This window comes from Tessaracoccus caeni, assembly GCF_029211185.1.
In the GTDB taxonomy this organism is placed as follows: Bacteria; Actinomycetota; Actinomycetes; order Propionibacteriales; family Propionibacteriaceae; genus Arachnia; species Arachnia caeni.
In genome coordinates this window covers 1-19,199 of the sequence record NZ_JARGDO010000008.1, presented here as the reverse complement: position 1 = coordinate 19,199, position 19,199 = coordinate 1, and the positions used below count along the sequence as shown (strand labels likewise).

Genomic DNA, 19,199 nt, shown 5'->3' with positions numbered 1-19,199 from the left:
GCACGCATCCCTCTGGCTCCTATCGCATCATGTTTCCTTGACAAGGAGACGAGATGACCCCGTGAAGTGTGAGACGCGCTACTGGCCCCTCGGTGTGCTCACCGGCGACCATGGGCTGCGTCCGCTGAACGACGTGGCGACATGACCTTCGTCTCTCCGTTGACCGGCGCAACCGGCCCCAAGAAGAAGAACGAGGTAACCCGTCAGAGCGTGAGGAGATCCTCTGTTCGCAACCGCTGGCCTGACAGTCCAAGGCGCTGTCTCGTCTACCCGCAGAGCAGGCACCCCGTCTGTTCACGGCCCACCGGTGCGAATCACGCCGAGAGTCGACCGCACTCAGAACGCAGAACACGTCTGAAGGAGGAACCTATGTCCAACCCCATCACGTTCGTCAACATCGTCGACGTCGACCCGTCCCAGCAGCAGGAGGTCATCGACCTGCTAGTGGAGGGCACCGAAAAGGTCATGTCCAAGCGACCAGGCTTCATCTCGGTCACCCTGCTCGCCAGCCTCGACAAGCGCCGCGTCATCAACGTCGCGCGCTGGGAGACCCCCGACGACGTGAAGGCGACCCAGAGCGATCCAGCAGCCGCCGAATACGCCAAGCGCACCGCCGCGATTGCGAAGGCAGCGCCCGGCCTCTACACCGTCGTCGGCGAGTTCACCGCCTGACAGGCGGTCACGGTGGACCGTGCGATGGAAAGCGGAAGTAGACGAACGCGACGGCCACGAGAGGATCATCGTCGGCTATCGCTATGCCAAGACGTTCTCAGTCAGCGACCAGTTGCTTGTCCGGAAGATTCAACTGGCGCGTTCGAAGCGCGACGAGCGAGTACGCGTACGACAGCACGACGGCCACCGCGACGGCGCTGACGCGATGGTCGGGTACGAGCCACCATGCCGCGGTGACGAGCACGGTCCGTGCGATCGCATGCACGGTGCCTGCGGGGTTCCCGATGATCCACGAGAAGACGATCCAGTGGAGGCCCAGGCCGATGCCGAGAGTCAGTGAGATCAGTTGTGGGGCCACGAAAAGAAGCGTGATGTGCACCGCCCAGAGCAGGTTCACCATGAGCACGCACATCGCCATGAGCTTCGCGAGGGGATTCGTATTGTTGAGGAGTCGCTCTCCGAGCATCTTCGCAAGCAGAATGCCGATCGGGAAGATGGCTCCCGTGCCGACGATGAGCGCGAAAGTCGCGATCCTCGGCTCCATGAAAAGCGCGGCGACACCGATGATTGCCCAAACGATCATTCCTGCAAGCGGGAGCGCGAGGGATCTACCTGCCTGCGCGTCGAAGTCAGCGCGCAGTTCGGGGAGCGTCGGGTCCATCCGGAAGGCTCCTTCTCAAGGAATGGTCAAGTACCTGCGCAATGGTAGTGGTCTGCGGGGGTTGCGGGCCATGACACAGGGAAGGTATCTTCACCGAAGACCGTGCATGACGCAAAGGAGGTGATACCCGTGAACGATTCGACATGGGTGCTCCTCGTGGGAGTTTCGGTCGGACGATAGGTCGTCCGGGAGCGCCGCTGATCAGCAGCACTCTCGAAAGGCACGACCATGCACTTCACTTCTGAACAACGTCTCGACGGCGACATCCTCGAACGTGCTTTCACCCTCAGCGACATCCCCGGCATCCTCTGGACGCCGCCCTCCGCATCCTCGCCTGCACCGGTACCCGTCATCCTGATGGGACAACCCGGCGGGATCGGGATGCAGCGTATGTATCCCCGTCTGGCCGCGCGGGCACAAGGCGTTGCCCGGCACGGGTTCGCCGCCGTCTGCGTCGAGTTGCCCGGCGCCGGCGACCGTCCACGCCTGCCTGACGCGGAGCAGGCACGAGCCGATCTCGTTCGCGCCATCTCTGCGGGTAGGGCCCCGAGCGGCGACGTCATCGACCGACTGGTCCTCCCCCTCGTCGATCAGGCCGTTCCGGAGTGGCAGGCCACCCTCGACGAGGTGCTCACGCTGCCCGAGATCGGCGATCGGGTTGGAATCTCGGGCGGGGTGATCGCCGTCGGCACCCGCATGGCCGCAGAGGATTCCCGCGTCGTCGCGGCTAGCCTTTTCGCAGGCACCTATGTGCCGCAGGCCATCATGGAGCAGGCGCGTGATGTCACGATCCCGCTGCATGTGCTCCTGCAATGGGACGACGAGAACAACGACCGGCAGATGGCCCTCGACCTGTTCGACGCATTCGGGTCGAAGGAGAAGACGCTGTACGCCAACATGGGAGGACACACGGGCGTCCCGGAGTTCGCGGGCGAAGACGTCGTCCGCTTCTTCGCCCGGCACTTGTCTCCGTCGCAACCGACGGCAACGTCCGCACCGGACTCATCCGGCACACGGGACGATCGACGGACCCCTCCCGTGGCCCCACCCGAAGTGATCAACGGCTCAGCTGAAACTGAGACGGACCACTGAGTACGCTGGAGCGAACGCCCGCTCCCCTAGTGAAAGGCAGTTCCACTTGCGACCTCTCCGACCCCGCAAGATCGCGCCGGCCGCTGTCGCGCTCGTCTGCCTTGGCCTCGCCGGCTGCTCAGAGCCCGCCGCCGCGCCCACCGAACAAGTCAGCCCCACTCAGCAGGTCAGCCCCTCGGTGGAGGCCTCCGCGCCTGAAACAGGGGCGACCACTGACGCCCCCACCACGGGGCTCGTCGAACCTGAGGTCGATCGATCGGGTTCCTACTCGACGTTCCGCAACCGACTACTCACTTTCATCGACGAAAAGCTCGACTGTGAGACCGGCGAGGTCGTCATCGGGGGCGACGTTGGAGATGTCCAGGTGACTGCTGGCTGCCCCATCGTCACGGTGCACGGAGACAACGCTTACGTCGTGACGGAGAACGTCGGCGAGTTGACGGTGGCCGGGGACTCGAACATCGTCGTTGCGCGAGGCGTGGGCCTGGTCGTCGTGTCTGGATCCGACAACGTGGTCCACTGGCAAGGCGCAGCGCTTGATGCGACCGCGTCGGACGACGGCAACACTCTGCTCCAGCACGAGGAACCGGTCGAGGGCGAGCCGGCGATCGAGATCCCGTTCCAACACGGAACCGACTTGCCAACCGAGTTCGACCCCGAGTCCCTGATGAACGAGAACTACAAGCCGAGCAGCTGAGGAACCACCGATCAGTGCGGCTGCGTACGTCGATTCGACCGCCGATTCCTCATTAGCGCGGCTGCGCACGTCGGTTCCACGACCGATTCCCCTGTAATGCGGCTGCGTCCGTCGCTATGCCGACGCACGCAGCCGCGTTACCCGTGATCCCGTCGGTCTGGAGAACGGAACTCGCCTATTGCCGACCGCCGGTGACCTTGCGGTTGTAGTCCATGGCGATGTCGACCCACGCAGCCAGCTGCTCGTCGTCTTGGATCTCATCGGCTGCGACCTCGATCCACCCCGGCCCCATGTCGCGCCCCGGGCCCATCTCCGCTTGCATCGCCCCCGGCTTGGCGAGCAGCTCATTGTGCTGGTCGCTGTCGACTCGCACGAGGAGAGCGCCGTTCTTGAGGGCGCTGACAATCATCTTCTCGTTGACCATCACGGACCTGGCGCCGAACATCGACACTTCACGCACGACGGGCTCGTCGACGATCCGAGCGCGAATGCGTTCGATCAGCGTGGCCTGCTCAGGCGTCATATCGCTCGCCCCTTAGCCCTGTTCGGGCGGGCCGTAAGAGAGGCGGTCGAAGATCAAGACGCTCTCGGTAATCTTGCCTGCAATAACGGTGAAGTACTCGGCTGCCGGCGTCGTGGCGGTTGAGGCCGTCTGCGGATAGTAGAAGAGTGCCACCCGGTCTCCGTCAGCGAACTCGGCGATGTCTTCGATTCCGGTGAGCATCGGGGCGAAGCCACCGATGAATCCCCGGTACGCGTCCTTACCATCGAGGTCGACGCCCGGGGCACGACAGCTGATCTGGTCCGAGACGTATTCCATTGCGGCATCGACATCGCCGCTCGTCCACGCCTGGTGGTACTTCTGCACGGTGTCGTACGCGGTGTTGGTCATGGGGTTCTCCTGTCTTCATGCCGCAGGCGCGGCGTTTGGTGTTCAGTCCGGGAGTGGGTGCCAGTCGTCGGGCCCCGCGTCGCGGCCGGCGCCGACGGTGGCCAGACGCGGGAGGAAGTTGGCCCAGCCATCCGCATGCCCGCGCACCTCGGCGTCGGGCAGATCAGAGTGGCGAAGGTCAACGCGGGTGCCGCTTCCGATGCGGGTGAGGCGGAACTCGACCGTCGATGCACCGACGGGAAGATCCTCGCTCCCGAGGAATCCCCACGACACCACGACCCTGTTCGGCGGATCGACGTGCAGAAACTCGCCTCGCACCGGGTGCCCGGCGATGTTCACGGCGAACCTGCCACCAGGCCGGGGATCGAGGTCGGCGTACTGGCCCATCCAGGCAGTCATTCCGTCATTGGTCGTCAGGTATTCGAACACTGTTTCCGGTGCGGCAGCAATGTCGATGGTGTCGCGAAACTCAGCCATGATCGCCGGCTTCCCGCGACTCGATCGCCGTCTTCAGATCAGCCAGCTTTCTCGGCCAGAAATCGTCCAGGTACGAGCGCACGGCCGCGAGCCCGTCGGTATCAACCGCAAACAGGTGCCGTGTTCCCTCACGGGTACCGACGGCGAGCCCCGCCTTGCGCAGCACCCCGAGATGATGCGACGTCGTCTGCTGAGAGAGTCCGACCTCTTCGGCAATCGCCCCCACAGGTTGCGGGTTGCCACGAATCACCTTCAAGATCGCGCGTCGATTCCCGTCGGCGAGCGCACGCAACGCCAGATCCAGATCAACCACGGCTTCAGCGCCCATACGAAGTCTCCCTAGCTAGCAACCCTTGCCCTAATACAAGCAGTTGTTTGTACTCATGTCAATGAGTGCATGGAGCTGCCGGGCGCGCCTGCCCGCACAGGCACCCTCGGCACCTATTAGTTGACACGTCAATCATTCACTCGTATAGTTGATACATCAATCAGTTGGGCAGGTGAGCAGCATGTCGCAGGACACGTCGTCGTCGAGACGGCCGCTTCCGTCAAGGGACGAGCTGCGCATCTGGCGCGACTACATCGAGACCTCCGAGGTACTGCGTCGGGTGATGGGCGCTCGAATGCAGAGCCGATCCAGCATCTCCTCAGGGGATTATGCGGTGCTCCTGGCCTTGAGCGAGGCCAAGGATCGCGCGATGCGCTCCTCCGATCTGGCTGAGCACATCGGGTGGGATCGCAGCCGTCTCTCCCATCACCTGGGACGCATGGAGAAGCGTTCGCTGATCCGCCGCGAACGTTGTCCCGAGGACAGTCGCGGATGTCTCGTCGCAGTCACGGACGACGGCCTGCAGCAGTTCCGATGTAGCTCCGTTCCGCATCTGCGCGACGTGCGCCAGCTATTCGTCGAGCCCCTCACGCCCCAGCAACTGGCGGCCATCGGGGAGGCCATGATCGCACTCCGGGCGCACCTTGAGGCAGCGCCCGACCCCTCGCCTAGAGACCACTGATCCCCCACTTCTCTCATCGCAGGGAACGCGCGCACCACCGCAACCAGGCACCCGCGCGACGCTGCGTCGCATCACCTCGCGTCAAAGGAACCCTTCATCATGCAATTCGGCATTTTCACTGTCGGCGACATCGCGCCCGACCCCGCCACCGGCGTCCGATGACTGAGGACGTGGGCTACGCGACGGTCGTCGTCATCGGGGCAGGCCAGGCCGGCCTGTCCGCCGGATACCACCTGGCCCGCCGCGGCTTCGCCAGCGCGTTGGTTGAGCCGGACGCAACCCGCTCCTTCTTCATACTCGACGCCAACTCCTCACCTGGAGGGGCGTGGCAGCATCGGTGGGAGTCCCTGCGCATGTCCACGGTCAACGGCATCTTCGATCTTCCCGACTATCCGAAGCCACCGATCGACCCGGACGAATCCAGCCGAGACGCGGTACCCGCGTACTTCGCCGCCTTCGAACGCCGGGCGAACCTACCGATCCTGCGTCCCGTGGCGGTCTCCGCCGTCTCACGGGCAGACGACGATTCGGACGGAGAGCTGTTCGTCGATACCGACCGTGGTCGATGGCGTGCGAACGCCGTGGTCAATGCAACCGGCACCTGGAACAACCCTCTCCTGCCTCACTATCCGGGCCAGGAGAGTTTCATCGGGACGCAGCTGCACACGCGCGACTACATCTCGGCCGACGACTTCGCTGGACTCAGCGTCGCGATCGTCGGTGGCGGCATCTCAGCGATCCAGCTGCTCGACGAGATCTCCCGCGTCGCGCGCACCTACTGGTATACGCGCCGGGAGCCGGTGTTCCGCAACGGGGACTTCCGGCCCGAGATCGAAGGCCGAGAGATCATCGCCAAAGTGACCGCCGACGCCGAAGCCGGCAAGCCCGCTCGCAGCGTCGTCTCCTACACCGACCTCGCCTGGGCGCCGTACGCCGTCGCCGCCCGGGAACGCGGCGCGCTCACTCGTCGCCCCATGTTCACCCGCATCGAACCGACCGGCGTGCGCGAAGCCGACGGCACCCTCACCCGAGTGAACGCGATCCTCTGGGCGACCGGCTTCCGGCCCGACCTCGCCCACCTCAACCCACTCGGACTGCACAACGAGCAGGGCGGCATCGCCGTGACTGGCACCCAGATCACCAGCGACCCACGCGTCCACCTCATCGGGTACGGGGCATCACAATCCACCGTCGGCGCCAACCGCGCCGGACGCGACGCCGCCCGGGCGCTCGCCACTCGATTCCACACGCACCAACCCGTCGCGCCGACAGGCGCGATTCCCCCCAAGCCGGCGACGGCTCGTGCCGTCGTCATAAGCCGCCAACCGCGGCAGCAACCATCACCGCAACCAGAAAAGACAAGGACCACCCCATGAGTGAACTCAAGATCGCCATCATCCTCGGCAGCACGCGGCCCGGCCGCAATGGCAAAGCCGTCGCCGACTGGGTCATCGACCAAGCCGCAGGCCGCAGCACCACGTACGAGCTGGTCGACCTCCTCGATCATCCGCTACCGCTGTTGGACGAGGCCATCCCGCCGTCGGCCGGTATGTACCAAAATGAACACACCAAGAAGTGGGCCGAGACCATCGCTTCCTACGACGGCTACGTCTTCGTCACCCCCGAGTACAACCACTCCACCAGCGGTGTACTGAAGAACGCCATCGACTACCTCTACAAGGAGTGGAACGACAAGGCAGCGGCCTTCGTCGGCTACGGCGGCATCGGTGGCGGGCGGGCCATCGAACACCTCCGCGGCATCGCCTCCGAGCTGCAGCTCGCTCACGTACGAGCCACGCTCACCTTCTCGCTGATCACCGAGTTCGAGAACTTCACCACATTCACGCCCGGTAGCCACCAGGCTCAGGCAGCCCAAACGATGTTCGACCAGCTCGAACGGTGGGCTGCGGCACTCAAGCCCCTGCGCGGCTGATCCTCCACAGCGGGAGGCGACACGACGACCCCAGAACGTCGTTGTGTCGCCTCCAGCGGGAGCCGGCCGACGTTGCCGGCTTGCAGATCGAGTATCGCGACCGGCGCCGGCAGGCCCGCGCCATTCGAGCATCACTTCCCACATGAGTAGCGTCAAGGACACCGACGCTACGCCGCTTCTTGGCCCTCAGGCGTCGGCCTCATCCGTTGGCATCGCGTCGGGTAAACGAGGCAGAAGCAATCAGGACGACGACGGCTGTCCACGTTCCCATCACGAGGGCGCCCGGCAGTGGGTCGAGTAACCCCACACCGGGGTAGGACGTAAGCAGCTGGATTCCCGCGAGGTCGGGCAGATACCTGAGCACGGGAAGGGCTTGCACGAGACCGATGGTGAGACCGAGCACCATCGGAACGAGCACGATCAGCGTCACGATGAAGCTCCGCGTGAGGACGGTGAGTCCTGCAGCGATCAGGCTGATGAAGGTGTAGTTGAGCACGACGCCTCCCAGGTTCCACGCCATTCCCGTGGTGAATCCCGAGATGGGCAAACCGTACTCGCCGAGCGCCGCATGTTTCAGCAGCACGGCAGCCGTCGTCGAGAGGAGCCCGATGAGGGCAGAAAACGTAGCGATCACCGTCAACTTCGCCGCGATTACCCAACCCCGTCGTGGAACGGCCGTCAGCGTCGTGCGGATCTGGTCGTCCATGAACTCGGTGCCGACGATGAGCGCGGCGAGCAGGATGACCAGCGGCTGACCGAAGCCCGCCACCTCAAAGCCGTGCGATTCAATCGGAAAGCCATCCCACCGGCTGTCCGTGGGCCGGTAGTTGAGGCCGGTCACCAGCGCCAGGCTCGGCGGCACGATCAGCGCGGCCAGAGTGGTGATCACAATAGCGGGGTGAGTCGCTGCCTTGGTCAGTTCGGCACGAAGAAGATCCACGTGGCCTCTCCTCATGCGTCTCGCCGAGTGAACGCGATGACCGCACCCGTGACGAGCACGAGCGCCCAGGCCGCGTGGACGAGGCCGCCTGTCGTGGGATCGAGCACTCCGTCGAAACCAGGGGCGGTATAGAGCGCCTCGCCGGCGGTGACCGGGAAATATCCGGCGACATTCCAGATGCCGGCGAGGAACGACCCGAGGCCGATGACAAGGGGCATCAGCACGATGATCGGCAGCACGGCGGAGCGCGCAAGCGTGCCGAGCGCAAACGCGATGAGCGCCGTGCATACCCAGGCGAGTATGAGTCCCCCGATCAACGCCCAGATCTCAGGAGTGAGCAGCAGCGGATCGACCCCGTCGTCGGCGACGGCGTGGGTGATCATGATCGCTCCGGCCATCGACAGCAGGGCGATCACCGCCGTCGCCGTGGCGAGCAGAAGCATCTTCACGACGAGGACACCAACGCGACGTGGCGTCGCGGTGAGCGTGGTGCGGATCTGACTGCTGCCACCGTATTCACTGGCCGCCCAGAGTGCACCGAGCACGACGATGAAGGTATAGCCGAAGCCCGCCATCTCGAAGCCGTGATAGGCGAGCGGAGTCGGCTCTCCGAAGAGCCGGGGATCGTCAGGCGGCAGCCTGTAGGCCGTAGCGCTGGCCCATGCCTGCGGCCAGGTGCCGAGGATGGTGACGGCAGCGATGGTCCAGGTGGATGGGGCGGTGAACAGCTTGGTCGACTCCGACCTGACGACGTGAACCAGGCTCATGCCGGCCCGCCTCCGTTCACACCGCCTGAGCGGTACTCCCCCTGCCCGTCAGTCAGCGCGAAGAAGGCGTCCTCGAGCGAGGCATGGTCGCCCTGGATCGCTCGTGCGGTGCCGGTGGCAAGGATCTGGCCGCGCGCAATGACGACGACGTCGTCGGCGATGCCTTCCATCTCGTTCATGAGGTGGCTGGAGACCAGAACGGTCCGGCCCTCATCGGCAAGCCGGCGGAGAACACGACGCGTCCATCGGATCCCGTCGGGATCCAGCCCGTTCGTGGGCTCATCCAGCACCAGAACGCGCGGGTCACCCAGCAGCGCGGCGGCGATCCCGAGGCGCTGCCCCATTCCCAACGAGAATCCTCGGATGCGCGAGCGGGCGGCATCGGCGAGCCCGGTCATCTCAAGCACCTCCCCGACCCGTGTGGTCGGGATGCCGTTCGACTGCGCCACCCAGGTGAGATGCGCCCGCGCGGTGCGGCCCTTGGCTGCACCGGGACCATCGAGCATCGAACCGACCGTCCACAGCGGACGGTCGATGTCTCGATACGCACGACCGTCGATGTGAGCGGTTCCAGAGGTTGCCCGGTCGAGCCCGAGCAGAATCCGCATGGTCGAACTCTTCCCGGCACCGTTCGGGCCGAGGAAAGCGGTGATGCGGCCGGGAGCGGCGTCGAAGGAGACATCGTCGACGACGCGACGACTCCCGTGTGTCTTGACGAGGTGGCGTATTTCGATCATGCACCAAGCCCATCGCACCGGGCGCCGCGCGTCAGTCTGCTGGTGTTGACAATCCGGACGTGCGGGCGACGAGCGCGCACTCATAGGCGATCACGACCAACTGGGCACGATCGCGTGCGCCGGTCTTCGTCAGGATGCGGCTGACATAGGTGCGGACGGTGGTCGGCGTCACGAACAACTCCGCGGCGATCTCGTCGTTCGACAACCCTCGCCCGATCAAGGCGAGGGTCTCCTGCTCCCGCGCGGTCAGCTGCGCGATGCGGGGATCGTCGGTGCGCGGCATCGGTGCGAGCTGACTGATCAGGCGCCGGGTGACCTCGGGCGCGAGCAGCGCGTTGCCCTCGTAAGCGACGCGCACCGCGTGCACCAGCGACGCCGGCGTGGCGTTCTTCAGCATGAAACCGGAGGCACCGGCTTGGAGCGCCTGGTAGACGTAACGGTCAAGATCGAACATCGTCAGCACGATCACGCGCGACGAGGAGCCCTCCGCGAGGATCGCGCGCGTGGCGTCGATGCCATTCATCACCGGCATCCGAACGTCCATCAGCACCACGTCGGGTTCGTGCTCGCGCGCGGCAGCCAACGCCTGGGCGCCGTCGGCTGCGGTGTCCACCACGATCATGCCCGGCTCGTTGTCGATCAGGAGCCGCACGGACGACCGCAGGCGGGGATCGTCGTCGGCGATGAGCACTCGGATGACCGTCATCGCACTCCCCGACCGTTCACCGGAAGCGAGACGACGACGGTGAAGCCGGCTTCGCTGTCCCGCACATCCAGTCGCCCGTCGAGCAGCGCCGCCCGCTCGCGCAGCCCCCTGAGGCCATGCCCTTCGTGCGGAGAACCGCTGATTCCGTGCCCGTCATCGCTCACCGTCACCTCGACCCGACCGTCGAGCCGCTTCACCATGACACGGCACGAACGTGCGCCGGAGTGCCGGATCGTGTTGGTGACCGCTTCCTGCACGATCCGCCGGATCGTCTCCTTGTGCACCACCGGCAGCGCATCGGCAGCAGCATCCACCTCGACCATCGCTTCGATGCCCGCCCGCTGCAGGCTCCGCGTCACGCCGCGAATGACCTCGGACAGCGACGCTCCCGGCGTGTGTTCGACGTCTTCCCGCTCTCGCCGCAGCAGCTCGCGAAGCTCATCGAGCGAGGATCGTGCATCCGTCTCCACCTCGCGAAGCGTCGCGCGGAGCTGCGCTTCGTCGAGCGACGAGACATGCGCGGCGATTCCCGCTTGCACGCCGATGGTTCCGAGCGAATGCGACAACACGTCGTGTACCTCGCGAGAGAGGCGTAGGCGCTCGTCCGAACGCGCACGAGCCGCACTCTCCTGCCGGGCCTGTCGGGTTCGCGTGCCCAGCGCCCATGCCGCACCGAGCACTATTCCCGACAGGATCACCGAACGCAGTCCCGCCTGCGCCTGATCGCCACCAAGAACCAGCATCGCGAGCCCCACGAGCACGGTGGCGACGATCAACCACCGGGGAAGGACACGGAGGCCATGCCTCTCCGCGACGGCGAACACGCACAAGCCCGCCAGCACACACGGGTCCGCAGTAACGCCGAGTGCCCACCCCACGACAGTTGCCGCCGTCGCGATCACCGCGGATGCGACGGGGAGCCAGGCCCGGACCAGCACCGCCACGAGGCAGGTGACAACCAGCACCAACTGCCACCCTCGGGCAGCAGGCGTCGCCGGAAGCACCGTCAGCCATAATCCGATCGAGACCGCGGCCCCGAAGAACAGATCGCGAAGAACGGCGCTGAGACGCCAAGCAGATGGCCCTGGCAACGGGCGCCCCTCGGCACCGGTTCTCTCCGCGATCATGACCCCCATGGTACGAACCCCACGTCAGCGGCTCGTCCTATCCGAGGCCGCAGTCAATCGAGCCTTCACCCGCATCATCGGGCATACTGCGGGCTCTATCCGACAACAGAGCCAGCGTCCGCTCGACCCGACTTAGAGGAGAGACCCATGCCCGCCGATACCGACAACTTCATCGTCAGCGCGCGAAACCTCGAGGAGTACCGGGCATTGTTCGCTTTGACCGACGACGACCTGGCGCGGCGTATTCTCGACTGCCCCGGCGGAGCCGCGAGCTTCACCGCGGAGGTAACCGCACAGGGTGGGGACGTCACCGCCGCTGACCCGGTCTACGAGCTTCCGGCCGCAGAGTTGCATGCCCTGGCGGCAGAGCAGGCAGCGCGAGCATCGGGCTTCGCGGTGTCCCATGGCGATCAGTACGACTGGAGTTGGTACGGCACGGCCGAGCGACACGCGCAGATCAGGCGCGACGCAGCAGCGGCATTCGTCGCCGACCACACACGCCACTCGGAACGCTACGTCGCGGCGCAGCTTCCTGACCTGCCGTTCGCGGACGACTCCTTCGATCTGGCCCTGTGCTCGCACCTGTTGTTCACCTATCCGCAGATCACCGTCGAGCAGCATGTCACCTACATCCGCGAACTGACCCGCGTGGCCGCTGAGGCGCGCTTCTTCCCGCTCGTGACCATCACCGGCAGCCCCGCTGATGACCTTGTGGAATCAGTAAGGCACCAACTGGAACGCGACGGCGTCCGGACTCACCTCGCCGACGTCGCGTTCCGGTTCCAAAAGCACGCCACGCAGATGCTCGTCGCGAAAGGTTCATAGTCAGTGATCTTCGACCACCACGTCCTCGTCCTCCAACACGGGCGCCGTGGGGAAGAGCCGCTCTCGTTCGAGGGCGACCACCTCGCGCGCGATCCGGACCTCTGACACATCGAGGGCCTCGGGCGCGCTTTCCGCGGTGTCGCTCTCGCGGGCGAAGTGGGCGAACGTACGGCGCTTCCGGGCGAGGATGTCCGTGATCCGCTGGTCCACTCCCTCCTCAGACAGCAGCCGGTGTACCTGCACCGAGTCCAGCTGGCCCATGCGGTGGGCGCGCGCGATCGCCTGCCACTCAGTCGTCGGCTTGAGCTGCGGCTCGCAGATGACCGCCACGGAAGCGCGTTGGATGTTCAGGCCGACGCCGCCTGCCTGGATCTGCGATACCAAGACCGCGCCGTGATCTGCGTCTTGGAAACGGTCGACCATGACCTGCCGAGCACCGGCGGGCACCGATCCGGTGAGCGGCCCGAACACTTGGCCAGGCAGACACTCCGCCAGGGTGTCTAGCACCTTCAAGAAGTGAGAGAACACGATCACCCGCCGCCCGTTGGCCTCCGCTTCGGCGACGATCTCGACGATCCGGCGGATCTTCTCCGACCGGGGCCCTGAGAGCATGGCGGCTTGGCGCATCGCCATGAAGTTGCCGGCTTCGACAGCCCGAGCATAAACCTGCTCGTCGTCGGAGGAGAGCGGCACCCACTCGTCGGTCTCGATGAGTTCAGGGAGCTCGGTGAGAACGTCTTCCTGGTTGCGCCGCAAGTACGCGGGCGCCACCTGGCGGCGGAAGTGCCGCGGTGAGGGCGCGCCGTCGTCGACGACGAGGTCGGGACGGAGGTAGCCGATGAGCGTGCCGAACTCGTCGACCCGGTTCTCCAACGGGGCACCGGTCATCAGCATCGCCCGCTCGGCGCGCCGGACCAGAGCCGATGCCCTCCGGGAGCGTTGAGCCGCGGGATTCTTGATGTAGTGCGCCTCGTCGACGATCACGCACGGCAGGACGGGCAGGCGGTCAACGACGGGGGTCACCGAGCCGAGGGTCTCGAAGGTGGTGACGGCAACTCCCCCGTCTTGCACCCAGGCGATCGCCGCCGAGGAGCGAGCCGGGCCATGGAGCCGATGGGCCGAGAGCGCGGATTTGGACTCGATCTCGCGGATCCAGTTCGTGACCACGGCCGCGGGGCAGACAACCAGGCCATGGTCGTGGCCGGTCGCCTTCAGATGCGCCAGGAGCGCGAGCGCCTCGACTGTCTTTCCCAGCCCCATCTCGTCGCCGATCAGCACCTTGCGCTGCACCAGAGCGAACTTGGCCGCGAAGCTCTGGTAGCCGCGCAGCGAGACGCGAAGCTGCGTCGTATCCAGGGGCAAGGCGCGAATCGCCTCGAGGATGTCCTCGGGCAGATCGCCGTGCGCTCTTCGCTCGTTCTCGGTCAGGAAGCCGAGTTCGGAGAGCATCGCATAGTAGTCGGAGGGTCGGGACTGGAAGTCCTCCCACGGATCGACGCCGTGTCCGGCGGATGCAATCTCGGCGACGTGACCCGCCCAGTTCAGCAGGCGGCTGACGGCCGCGCCGAACTCTTCCACCGGCCGTCCATGCGACTGGACGACGACCCGCACCACGTCACCGTCGACGCTGCGGGCCAGCGGAGCGAACATCTCGAACAGGCCAGTCTCCGAGGCAAGGCCCATCGGGCGCCTCGCCGCGTCCCAAGCCGCCAGGCGAGCGAGGAGCGCCGTGCCTTCCGGCGTGCGATGCCTCGGATCGAGTCGGAGCGGGAGGTCGTCGTGTGTCGCCTGCCGCAGGGTCTGCGCCGCTCCGAGAAGCCGATGAGCCGTCTTGGCGCCGATCCCCGGGATCTGCTCCAGCCGGGCGCCCAATCCGAGCACCTGCCCGACGGTGGTGACGTCTGCGTCGGTGAGCGCGCCTGTCCGCAGGCGGTCCCTCGTGGTGTCCCGGAGCCGCTCGACGGGCATCTCGGAGAGAAGCCTGTCCACCTCGATACGACGAATGTCCTCTCCGGCAGCAAGGGCCTCCGCGCGCAGCCGCTCGACACGACGCCGTCCCCGAGCGATGGCCTCACACGCAGCGGGGAGTCCGCGCACGATGGCTCCCGAAAGGAGCTCGATGCGGCCGCACCCGTAGCCCAGCTCGTCGATCAGCCCGGTTTCCTCCCGCAGTGCATGGTCGACGGGGATCTCGGGCCTCGTGCGGCCGGCCTCCACGAGAAGGCGCTCGAGGAGCCCTGGCACAGCATGGGTCTCAGCCTGGGCGCGGTAGTCGGCGATAAGGTGCGCGGCGGCGAGCCCCGCGTCGCGTTCACGCGCACCGTTGAAGAACCGACGCAGCCCGAAGAGCACCCGGATGTCGCGCAGGGCCCCGGACACCTCCCCAGTCAGCACGCCCACCGCCTCGCGTTCGGACGCGGTCAGCGCCGCAAGCGCGGACGCCGCAGCAACGTCGCTGAGCAGCTTCCCCGCAGCCGGGCGAAGCGGGAGCACCCGCCATCCGTTCCCGCCGTCGTCGAGGACATCGACTCGGCTGTGCAGCAGCGCAGCCGACGCCGCCGCGGCCGCCTTCTGTATCTGAGACCGGCGACTCTTGACCCGCTCGGCCTGCGCGACCCAGCGCTCGACTTGCATGGCCTCCGCCCGTAGCTGCTCACGTGCGCGTCGATCCATGAGCGCTCCTCCGATCGTGTCACTGTTCCGGAGGAGCCTAGAGGAAGGGTCTGACAACTGCGGTCTGCTCGGGCCGCTCCGGAACGAACGACAGCGATGTGAACCGGCGCCTCGCGTCGGATAAAGTCGCCTGCGTGACATCAGAGGGTCATCCGGTCCAGACAGGGCCGGACGAGCATACGCAGTTGTTGACCGAACACGCCCCGGCAGCCGCCGCACTGGTCGATCTTGGACGCCCGCTGGCCATCCCTTCCGCTGCCCAGCTCCGCTGGCACCGAGAGGAACTGGCGATGTTCGTCCACCTGGGCCTCAATACGATGACCGGCCGCGAGTGGGGCGACGGCACCGAGGATCCCGCATTGTTCGCCCCTCATCAGCTCGATGCCCGGGCGTGGGCGCGGCTCGCCCGTGAAACCGGATTCGGCACTCTCGTCCTCACCGCCAAACACCACGACGGATTCTGCCTCTGGCCCACCGCCACGACGGCGCACAGCGTCGCGGCGAGTCCATGGCGCGATGGCTCCAGCGACGTGGTGGCTGAAGTCGCCGACGCCTGCCGCGCGGAGGGAATCCGGCTCGGTCTCTACTGCTCACCATGGGATCGCAACGCGCCCAGCTACGGCTCGGGCGATGCCTACAACGACCTCTACATCGCCCAGCTCACCGAGCTGCTCACCGGGTACGGCGACGTCGCCCAGGTCTGGTTCGACGGCGCCGTCGGCGAGACCGACGCCGGACGCCAGCGCTATGACTGGCCACGGATCCACGCCACCGTGCGAAGGCTGCAGCCCGACGCCGTGATGTTCTCCGACTCCGGGCCCGACCTGCGCTGGGTCGGCAACGAGAGCGGGGTGGGCTCGCTCACCTCATGGTGCGCCATCGACTCGGCGCGGGTGCCCGAACCCGGCCGCAGCGACCCCTGGACCGTCGACTCCCTATCGACCGGCTCCCCCGACGGCGATGTGTGGCGGCCGCCGGAGTGCGACGTGTCGATCCGTCCCGGCTGGTTCTGGCATGCCGAGGAGGACGCCCAAGTCCGCGACCCCTACAACCTGTGGAGCCTCTATGCGGCCACGGTGGGGCGGGGCAGCAAGCTGCTGCTCAACGTGCCACCGAACCCCGACGGCGTCATCACGGACGCCGACGCCGCAGCCTTGCACGGCTTCGCCGCGCTGCGTGAACGAACGCTCGGCACCGACCTGCTGGCAACCGCCACGACCCATCGCGACGGCGATGCCCTCATCATCACCCCGGAGGCACCCGTCGAAGCCGACTTGCTCGACCTCGCCGAGGATATCGCCGAGGGTCAGCGCATCGCCGCTCACCGGGTCGAGGTCGACGACGGAACCGGCTGGCGTCCGCTGCACGCCGGCACCACGATCGGCAACCGCCGGCTGATTCCCCTCCCGCCCACCCGGATTGCCCGGCTCCGTGTCCGGATCGATCTGGCTTACGGTGAGCCCCGCCTGTCGCACGTGGCGCTCCACGTCAGCCCGCACGGCTCGACGACACGCGCCGACAACCACGACTGACATCCGCCTCACGGCGCCGCGAAACCAACCTGGCCCCAGACAAATCGCGTGAAGCTCTGCCTGTCCTCGAAGCCCAAACTCGTTCGTCCTCCTTGTAGATGGCTCGCACAACACCCGCGAGCTACCAACCACTCCCCCATACGATGAGGGCGTGGTTCGACACCACAAGGACAGGGGACATCCCATGAAGTACACATTCTTCCTCTACAGCGACGAAGCCGCCTACGGGCAGCGGTCCGAAGCCGACATGCAGCAGGAACTCGCCGTGTTCGGCGCCTACATCGGAGCACTCCAGGAAGCCGGGGTCTTCGTCGCCACTGACTGGCTCCAGCCCACGATGACGGCCACCACCGTCACCATGCGCAACGGGGAGGCCGTCGTCCACGACGGTCCGTTCGCCGAGACGAAGGAGCAGCTCGGCGGCTACTTCATCATCGAGGCGCCCTCGCTCGACGTGGCCCTCGAATGGGCGAAGAAATGCCCCGTGGCGCACTACGGCACGGTCGAGGTTCGCGCCTCCGCGATGGGCGGCTGAGCCTTTCCATGAACGCCGATGAACCGGGCGGATCCGATGACCTCCTCACCAGGATCGTCACCGAAGATCGCGCTCGGCTCATCGGCGCTCTGGCTCGATGGTGCGGCGATCTGCAACGCGCCGAGGACGGGTTCAGTGACGCGATCGAGGCCGCTCTGAAGACCTGGCCGTCGACGCCGCCCCGCAATCCACATGCATGGATCATCACCGTCGCTCGCAATCGCATCCGGGATGTCGCGCGTTCGGCGGCAAGCCGGACATCCCGCACGCTCACCGATGAGATCAACGACTCGCTCGTGGCCGACCTGAGGCCCGGCAAAGACGACACCCTCGCTCTGCTGTTCGCCTGCGCCCATCCCGCTCTCGACCGAAGCGTTCACGCGCCGCTGATCCTGCAGGTCGCGATGGGCGTCAGCACCATCGATATCGCCACCGCGTTCGCGCTTCCCGTCGCGACGCTGTCCAAGCGACTGGTGCGGGCGAAGCAGAAACTCCGGGCGAACCGTGCCTCGTTCGAGATACCCGAGCGAGTCGAGCACGATCGCGTCCAAGCCGTACTGGATGCCGTCTACGCGGCCTACGCCGTGAGCTGGATGCGGATCTCGCCTCCCGGAGCGACCGAACTCGTCGTCGAGGACGCCGTTCACGCCAGCCAACTCCTCCTGCGCGAATGCCCGGACAACCACGAGGTCCGAGGCCTCGCCTCCCTCTTGCTCTTCCTGCACTCACGCGCGTCGACGCGGATCCTGGATGGCTGTCTCGTGCCGCTCGAGCAACAGAATCCGCTCGGGTGGGACCATCGACTGATCGCGCGCGGAAACCAGATCCTACATGGGTGCCTGGGCTATCCCCGGCATGGCGATCCTGGTCCTTATGAGCTGCAAGCCGCGATCCAGGCCGCACACTCCACCCGCGTCGAAGGAACCTACCCACCGTGGCCGGTGATCGCCCAGCTTTACAACGCGCTGATCGCCCAGACGCCGAGCATGGGTGCGCATGTGGCCCGTTCGGTCGCGATCGCTCACGCAGTAGATGTCGCGACAGGTTTGGCGGAACTCGACGCACTGCCGAAGCGATTTCCATCGATCGATTCATTCCAAGCATTCCACGCGGCCAAGGGAGCCCTTCTTCAGGACGACGGGCAGACCACAGCAGCGCGGGAGTCGCTCATCCGCGCGCTCGACCTGTGCACCGACATCCCCGGCCGCAACTACCTGCGCCGTGCCATCGACCGTCTTCCCGGATCGCATGGCACGGCGCACCGTGTGTCCTGACCCGCCTACCGAATGACGGTCGTCGCGCGCAGCATGTTGTGATCGGACGGGATGGTTCCGACGAACTTGCCCGCCTTGTCCACATTCACCACCGTTTCCCACTCAGAGACGTTGACGCCCTTGCTGGTCCAGATGTAGTCGATGTAGATGCCATTGACCCACGGCTTCACCGGAGCCGAACGGCTCCACGCGTTGTGACTGGAGAAGTGGGTGTTGATCCGCTTCATGGCGGTCGCGCCACTCGTGGTCTGCGTCGACTTGTACACATTGCCCAGCGGATCGACGAAGCCGGCCTTGCGCATCGCGTCGTATGGTCGGTTTCCGCCCTCGGTCCACTTGTGCGAGTTGAAGTCACCGACCACATAGGTCGGCAGATCCTGAGGATTCTTCGCCTCGATCACCTTGAGGATCTGGCTCATCTGCTTCTTGCGCATGTTGACGGTCCTCGCATCCTTGCCTGGATCGAGATGCACGTTCACGAAGAAGAACCGCTTTCCGGTCGCCCTGTGCTCGAAGATCGCCCAGGGTGCCGTCAAAGTCGTGCGTAGGGCCGTCTGACTAGGCAGTTTATGTGGTTCGCGGCGTGGCGAACGCAAGGGACGCGGTCCCTCTGGTGAGGATGTGGGTGTTCAAATCCAGTCTCGCTTCG

General features: G+C 66.0%; 22 protein-coding genes. 10 read left to right on the top strand and 12 right to left on the bottom strand.

All coding sequences use genetic code 11. The features are described 5' to 3' along the window. Window positions 1–369: 369 nt before the first annotated feature. Window positions 370–672: an antibiotic biosynthesis monooxygenase family protein gene (locus P0D62_RS08530; RefSeq protein ID WP_275702214.1), complete on the top strand. Its 303-nt coding sequence runs from the start codon at window positions 370–372 to the stop codon at window positions 670–672. 97 nt (window positions 673–769) lie between these two features. On the opposite strand, the gene P0D62_RS08525 is transcribed toward P0D62_RS08530, so the two are convergent. Next, entirely contained in the window at window positions 770–1,333 is a 564-nt protein-coding gene (locus tag P0D62_RS08525; RefSeq protein WP_275702213.1) for a DUF7010 family protein, read from the bottom strand. A 228-nt stretch (window positions 1,334–1,561) separates the two neighbouring features. Here P0D62_RS08525 and P0D62_RS08520 point away from each other — a divergent pair, with 228 nt between their 5' ends. Both P0D62_RS08520 and P0D62_RS08515 read left to right on the top strand, forming a co-directional pair. Next, entirely contained in the window at window positions 1,562–2,425 is an 864-nt protein-coding gene (locus P0D62_RS08520) for a dienelactone hydrolase family protein (protein ID WP_275702212.1), read from the top strand. Between the two features lie 46 nt (window positions 2,426–2,471). Continuing rightward, window positions 2,472–3,122 (top strand): hypothetical protein, encoded by a 651-nt coding sequence (locus tag P0D62_RS08515; protein WP_275702211.1) that lies wholly within the window; start codon window positions 2,472–2,474, stop codon window positions 3,120–3,122. A gap of 175 nt (window positions 3,123–3,297) precedes the next feature. On the opposite strand, the gene P0D62_RS08510 is transcribed toward P0D62_RS08515, so the two are convergent. The 4 genes from P0D62_RS08510 to P0D62_RS08495 are packed head-to-tail and all read right to left on the bottom strand — an operon-like array spanning window position 3,298 to window position 4,819. Next, on the bottom strand, window positions 3,298–3,645 hold the full coding sequence (locus tag P0D62_RS08510; protein ID WP_275702210.1) for a TfoX/Sxy family protein: 348 nt from the start codon (window positions 3,643–3,645) through the stop codon (window positions 3,298–3,300). Between the two features lie 12 nt (window positions 3,646–3,657). Continuing rightward, window positions 3,658–4,014 carry a nuclear transport factor 2 family protein gene (locus P0D62_RS08505; protein WP_275702209.1) on the bottom strand — a complete coding sequence of 119 codons (357 nt, stop codon included), beginning with the start codon at window positions 4,012–4,014 and terminating at the stop codon, window positions 3,658–3,660. A 42-nt stretch (window positions 4,015–4,056) separates the two neighbouring features. Then, entirely contained in the window at window positions 4,057–4,491 is a 435-nt protein-coding gene (locus P0D62_RS08500; RefSeq protein WP_275702208.1) for an SRPBCC family protein, read from the bottom strand. Next, window positions 4,484–4,819, bottom strand: a complete 336-nt coding sequence (locus tag P0D62_RS08495) for an ArsR/SmtB family transcription factor (protein WP_275702207.1) — start codon at window positions 4,817–4,819, stop codon at window positions 4,484–4,486. Before P0D62_RS08495 ends, P0D62_RS08500 begins: the two co-directional genes overlap by 8 nt. A 181-nt stretch (window positions 4,820–5,000) precedes the next feature. Between P0D62_RS08495 and P0D62_RS08490 the strand changes: the two genes are divergently transcribed. The 3 genes from P0D62_RS08490 to P0D62_RS08480 all read left to right on the top strand — a co-directional run bounded on the left by P0D62_RS08490 (window position 5,001) and on the right by P0D62_RS08480 (window position 7,434). Beyond that, complete coding sequence (locus tag P0D62_RS08490) at window positions 5,001–5,501, top strand: MarR family winged helix-turn-helix transcriptional regulator (protein ID WP_275702206.1); 501 nt, start codon at window positions 5,001–5,003, stop codon at window positions 5,499–5,501. 158 nt (window positions 5,502–5,659) lie between these two features. After that, window positions 5,660–6,877, top strand: coding sequence for an NAD(P)-binding domain-containing protein (locus P0D62_RS08485; RefSeq protein ID WP_275702205.1), 1,218 nt, complete (start codon window positions 5,660–5,662; stop codon window positions 6,875–6,877). Further along, a complete protein-coding gene (locus P0D62_RS08480) occupies window positions 6,874–7,434 on the top strand; it encodes an NADPH-dependent FMN reductase (protein WP_275702204.1) in 561 nt (186 codons plus the stop codon). Before P0D62_RS08485 ends, P0D62_RS08480 begins: the two co-directional genes overlap by 4 nt. 199 nt (window positions 7,435–7,633) lie before the next feature. On the opposite strand, the gene P0D62_RS08475 is transcribed toward P0D62_RS08480, so the two are convergent. From P0D62_RS08475 to P0D62_RS08455, 5 genes are read right to left on the bottom strand one after another with little or no spacing between them, the layout of a single operon-like run. Next, complete coding sequence (locus P0D62_RS08475; protein WP_275702203.1) at window positions 7,634–8,374, bottom strand: ABC transporter permease; 741 nt, start codon at window positions 8,372–8,374, stop codon at window positions 7,634–7,636. A gap of 11 nt (window positions 8,375–8,385) precedes the next feature. Then, entirely contained in the window at window positions 8,386–9,141 is a 756-nt protein-coding gene (locus P0D62_RS08470) for a hypothetical protein (RefSeq protein WP_275702202.1), read from the bottom strand. After that, entirely contained in the window at window positions 9,138–9,878 is a 741-nt protein-coding gene (locus P0D62_RS08465; RefSeq protein ID WP_275702201.1) for an ABC transporter ATP-binding protein, read from the bottom strand. Before P0D62_RS08465 ends, P0D62_RS08470 begins: the two co-directional genes overlap by 4 nt. Window positions 9,879–9,909: 31 nt before the next feature. Further along, entirely contained in the window at window positions 9,910–10,584 is a 675-nt protein-coding gene (locus P0D62_RS08460) for a response regulator (RefSeq protein ID WP_275702200.1), read from the bottom strand. Continuing rightward, complete coding sequence (locus P0D62_RS08455; RefSeq protein WP_275702199.1) at window positions 10,581–11,711, bottom strand: sensor histidine kinase; 1,131 nt, start codon at window positions 11,709–11,711, stop codon at window positions 10,581–10,583. The genes P0D62_RS08460 and P0D62_RS08455 overlap by 4 nt, the downstream gene beginning before the upstream one ends. A 147-nt stretch (window positions 11,712–11,858) precedes the next feature. Here P0D62_RS08455 and P0D62_RS08450 point away from each other — a divergent pair, with 147 nt between their 5' ends. Then, window positions 11,859–12,536, top strand: coding sequence for a methyltransferase domain-containing protein (locus tag P0D62_RS08450; RefSeq protein ID WP_275702198.1), 678 nt, complete (start codon window positions 11,859–11,861; stop codon window positions 12,534–12,536). Here the strand turns inward: P0D62_RS08450 and P0D62_RS08445 are convergent, their stop codons facing one another. After that, complete coding sequence (locus tag P0D62_RS08445; RefSeq protein ID WP_275702197.1) at window positions 12,537–15,209, bottom strand: DEAD/DEAH box helicase; 2,673 nt, start codon at window positions 15,207–15,209, stop codon at window positions 12,537–12,539. 134 nt (window positions 15,210–15,343) lie between these two features. On the opposite strand from P0D62_RS08445, the gene P0D62_RS08440 reads away from it, so the two are divergent. From P0D62_RS08440 to P0D62_RS08430, 3 genes are all read left to right on the top strand, one after another. Further along, entirely contained in the window at window positions 15,344–16,741 is a 1,398-nt protein-coding gene (locus P0D62_RS08440) for an alpha-L-fucosidase (RefSeq protein WP_275702196.1), read from the top strand. Between the two features lie 184 nt (window positions 16,742–16,925). Further along, window positions 16,926–17,276: a YciI family protein gene (locus P0D62_RS08435; protein ID WP_275702195.1), complete on the top strand. Its 351-nt coding sequence runs from the start codon at window positions 16,926–16,928 to the stop codon at window positions 17,274–17,276. Between the two features lie 8 nt (window positions 17,277–17,284). Beyond that, the gene (locus P0D62_RS08430) at window positions 17,285–18,550 is read left to right on the top strand and encodes an RNA polymerase sigma factor (RefSeq protein WP_275702194.1); all 1,266 of its coding nucleotides are present in this window, start codon (window positions 17,285–17,287) and stop codon (window positions 18,548–18,550) included. A 5-nt stretch (window positions 18,551–18,555) separates the two neighbouring features. Here P0D62_RS08430 and P0D62_RS08425 read toward each other — a convergent pair whose 3' ends face one another. Then, the gene (locus tag P0D62_RS08425; RefSeq protein ID WP_275702193.1) at window positions 18,556–19,086 is read right to left on the bottom strand and encodes an endonuclease/exonuclease/phosphatase family protein; all 531 of its coding nucleotides are present in this window, start codon (window positions 19,084–19,086) and stop codon (window positions 18,556–18,558) included. Between the last annotated feature and the right edge of the window lie 113 nt (window positions 19,087–19,199).

Coding starts and splice junctions, on each gene's coding strand:
- P0D62_RS08530 (WP_275702214.1), top strand. CDS start 370: ATGTCCAACCCCATCACGTTCGTCAACATCGTCGACGTCGACCCGTCC.
- P0D62_RS08525 (WP_275702213.1), bottom strand. CDS start 1,333: ATGGACCCGACGCTCCCCGAACTGCGCGCTGACTTCGACGCGCAGGCA.
- P0D62_RS08520 (WP_275702212.1), top strand. CDS start 1,562: ATGCACTTCACTTCTGAACAACGTCTCGACGGCGACATCCTCGAACGT.
- P0D62_RS08510 (WP_275702210.1), bottom strand. CDS start 3,645: ATGACGCCTGAGCAGGCCACGCTGATCGAACGCATTCGCGCTCGGATC.
- P0D62_RS08505 (WP_275702209.1), bottom strand. CDS start 4,014: ATGACCAACACCGCGTACGACACCGTGCAGAAGTACCACCAGGCGTGG.
- P0D62_RS08500 (WP_275702208.1), bottom strand. CDS start 4,491: ATGGCTGAGTTTCGCGACACCATCGACATTGCTGCCGCACCGGAAACA.
- P0D62_RS08495 (WP_275702207.1), bottom strand. CDS start 4,819: ATGGGCGCTGAAGCCGTGGTTGATCTGGATCTGGCGTTGCGTGCGCTC.
- P0D62_RS08490 (WP_275702206.1), top strand. CDS start 5,001: ATGTCGCAGGACACGTCGTCGTCGAGACGGCCGCTTCCGTCAAGGGAC.
- P0D62_RS08485 (WP_275702205.1), top strand. CDS start 5,660: ATGACTGAGGACGTGGGCTACGCGACGGTCGTCGTCATCGGGGCAGGC.
- P0D62_RS08480 (WP_275702204.1), top strand. CDS start 6,874: ATGAGTGAACTCAAGATCGCCATCATCCTCGGCAGCACGCGGCCCGGC.
- P0D62_RS08470 (WP_275702202.1), bottom strand. CDS start 9,141: ATGAGCCTGGTTCACGTCGTCAGGTCGGAGTCGACCAAGCTGTTCACC.
- P0D62_RS08465 (WP_275702201.1), bottom strand. CDS start 9,878: ATGATCGAAATACGCCACCTCGTCAAGACACACGGGAGTCGTCGCGTC.
- P0D62_RS08460 (WP_275702200.1), bottom strand. CDS start 10,584: ATGACGGTCATCCGAGTGCTCATCGCCGACGACGATCCCCGCCTGCGG.
- P0D62_RS08455 (WP_275702199.1), bottom strand. CDS start 11,711: ATGATCGCGGAGAGAACCGGTGCCGAGGGGCGCCCGTTGCCAGGGCCA.
- P0D62_RS08450 (WP_275702198.1), top strand. CDS start 11,859: ATGCCCGCCGATACCGACAACTTCATCGTCAGCGCGCGAAACCTCGAG.
- P0D62_RS08445 (WP_275702197.1), bottom strand. CDS start 15,209: ATGGATCGACGCGCACGTGAGCAGCTACGGGCGGAGGCCATGCAAGTC.
- P0D62_RS08435 (WP_275702195.1), top strand. CDS start 16,926: ATGAAGTACACATTCTTCCTCTACAGCGACGAAGCCGCCTACGGGCAG.
- P0D62_RS08430 (WP_275702194.1), top strand. CDS start 17,285: ATGAACGCCGATGAACCGGGCGGATCCGATGACCTCCTCACCAGGATC.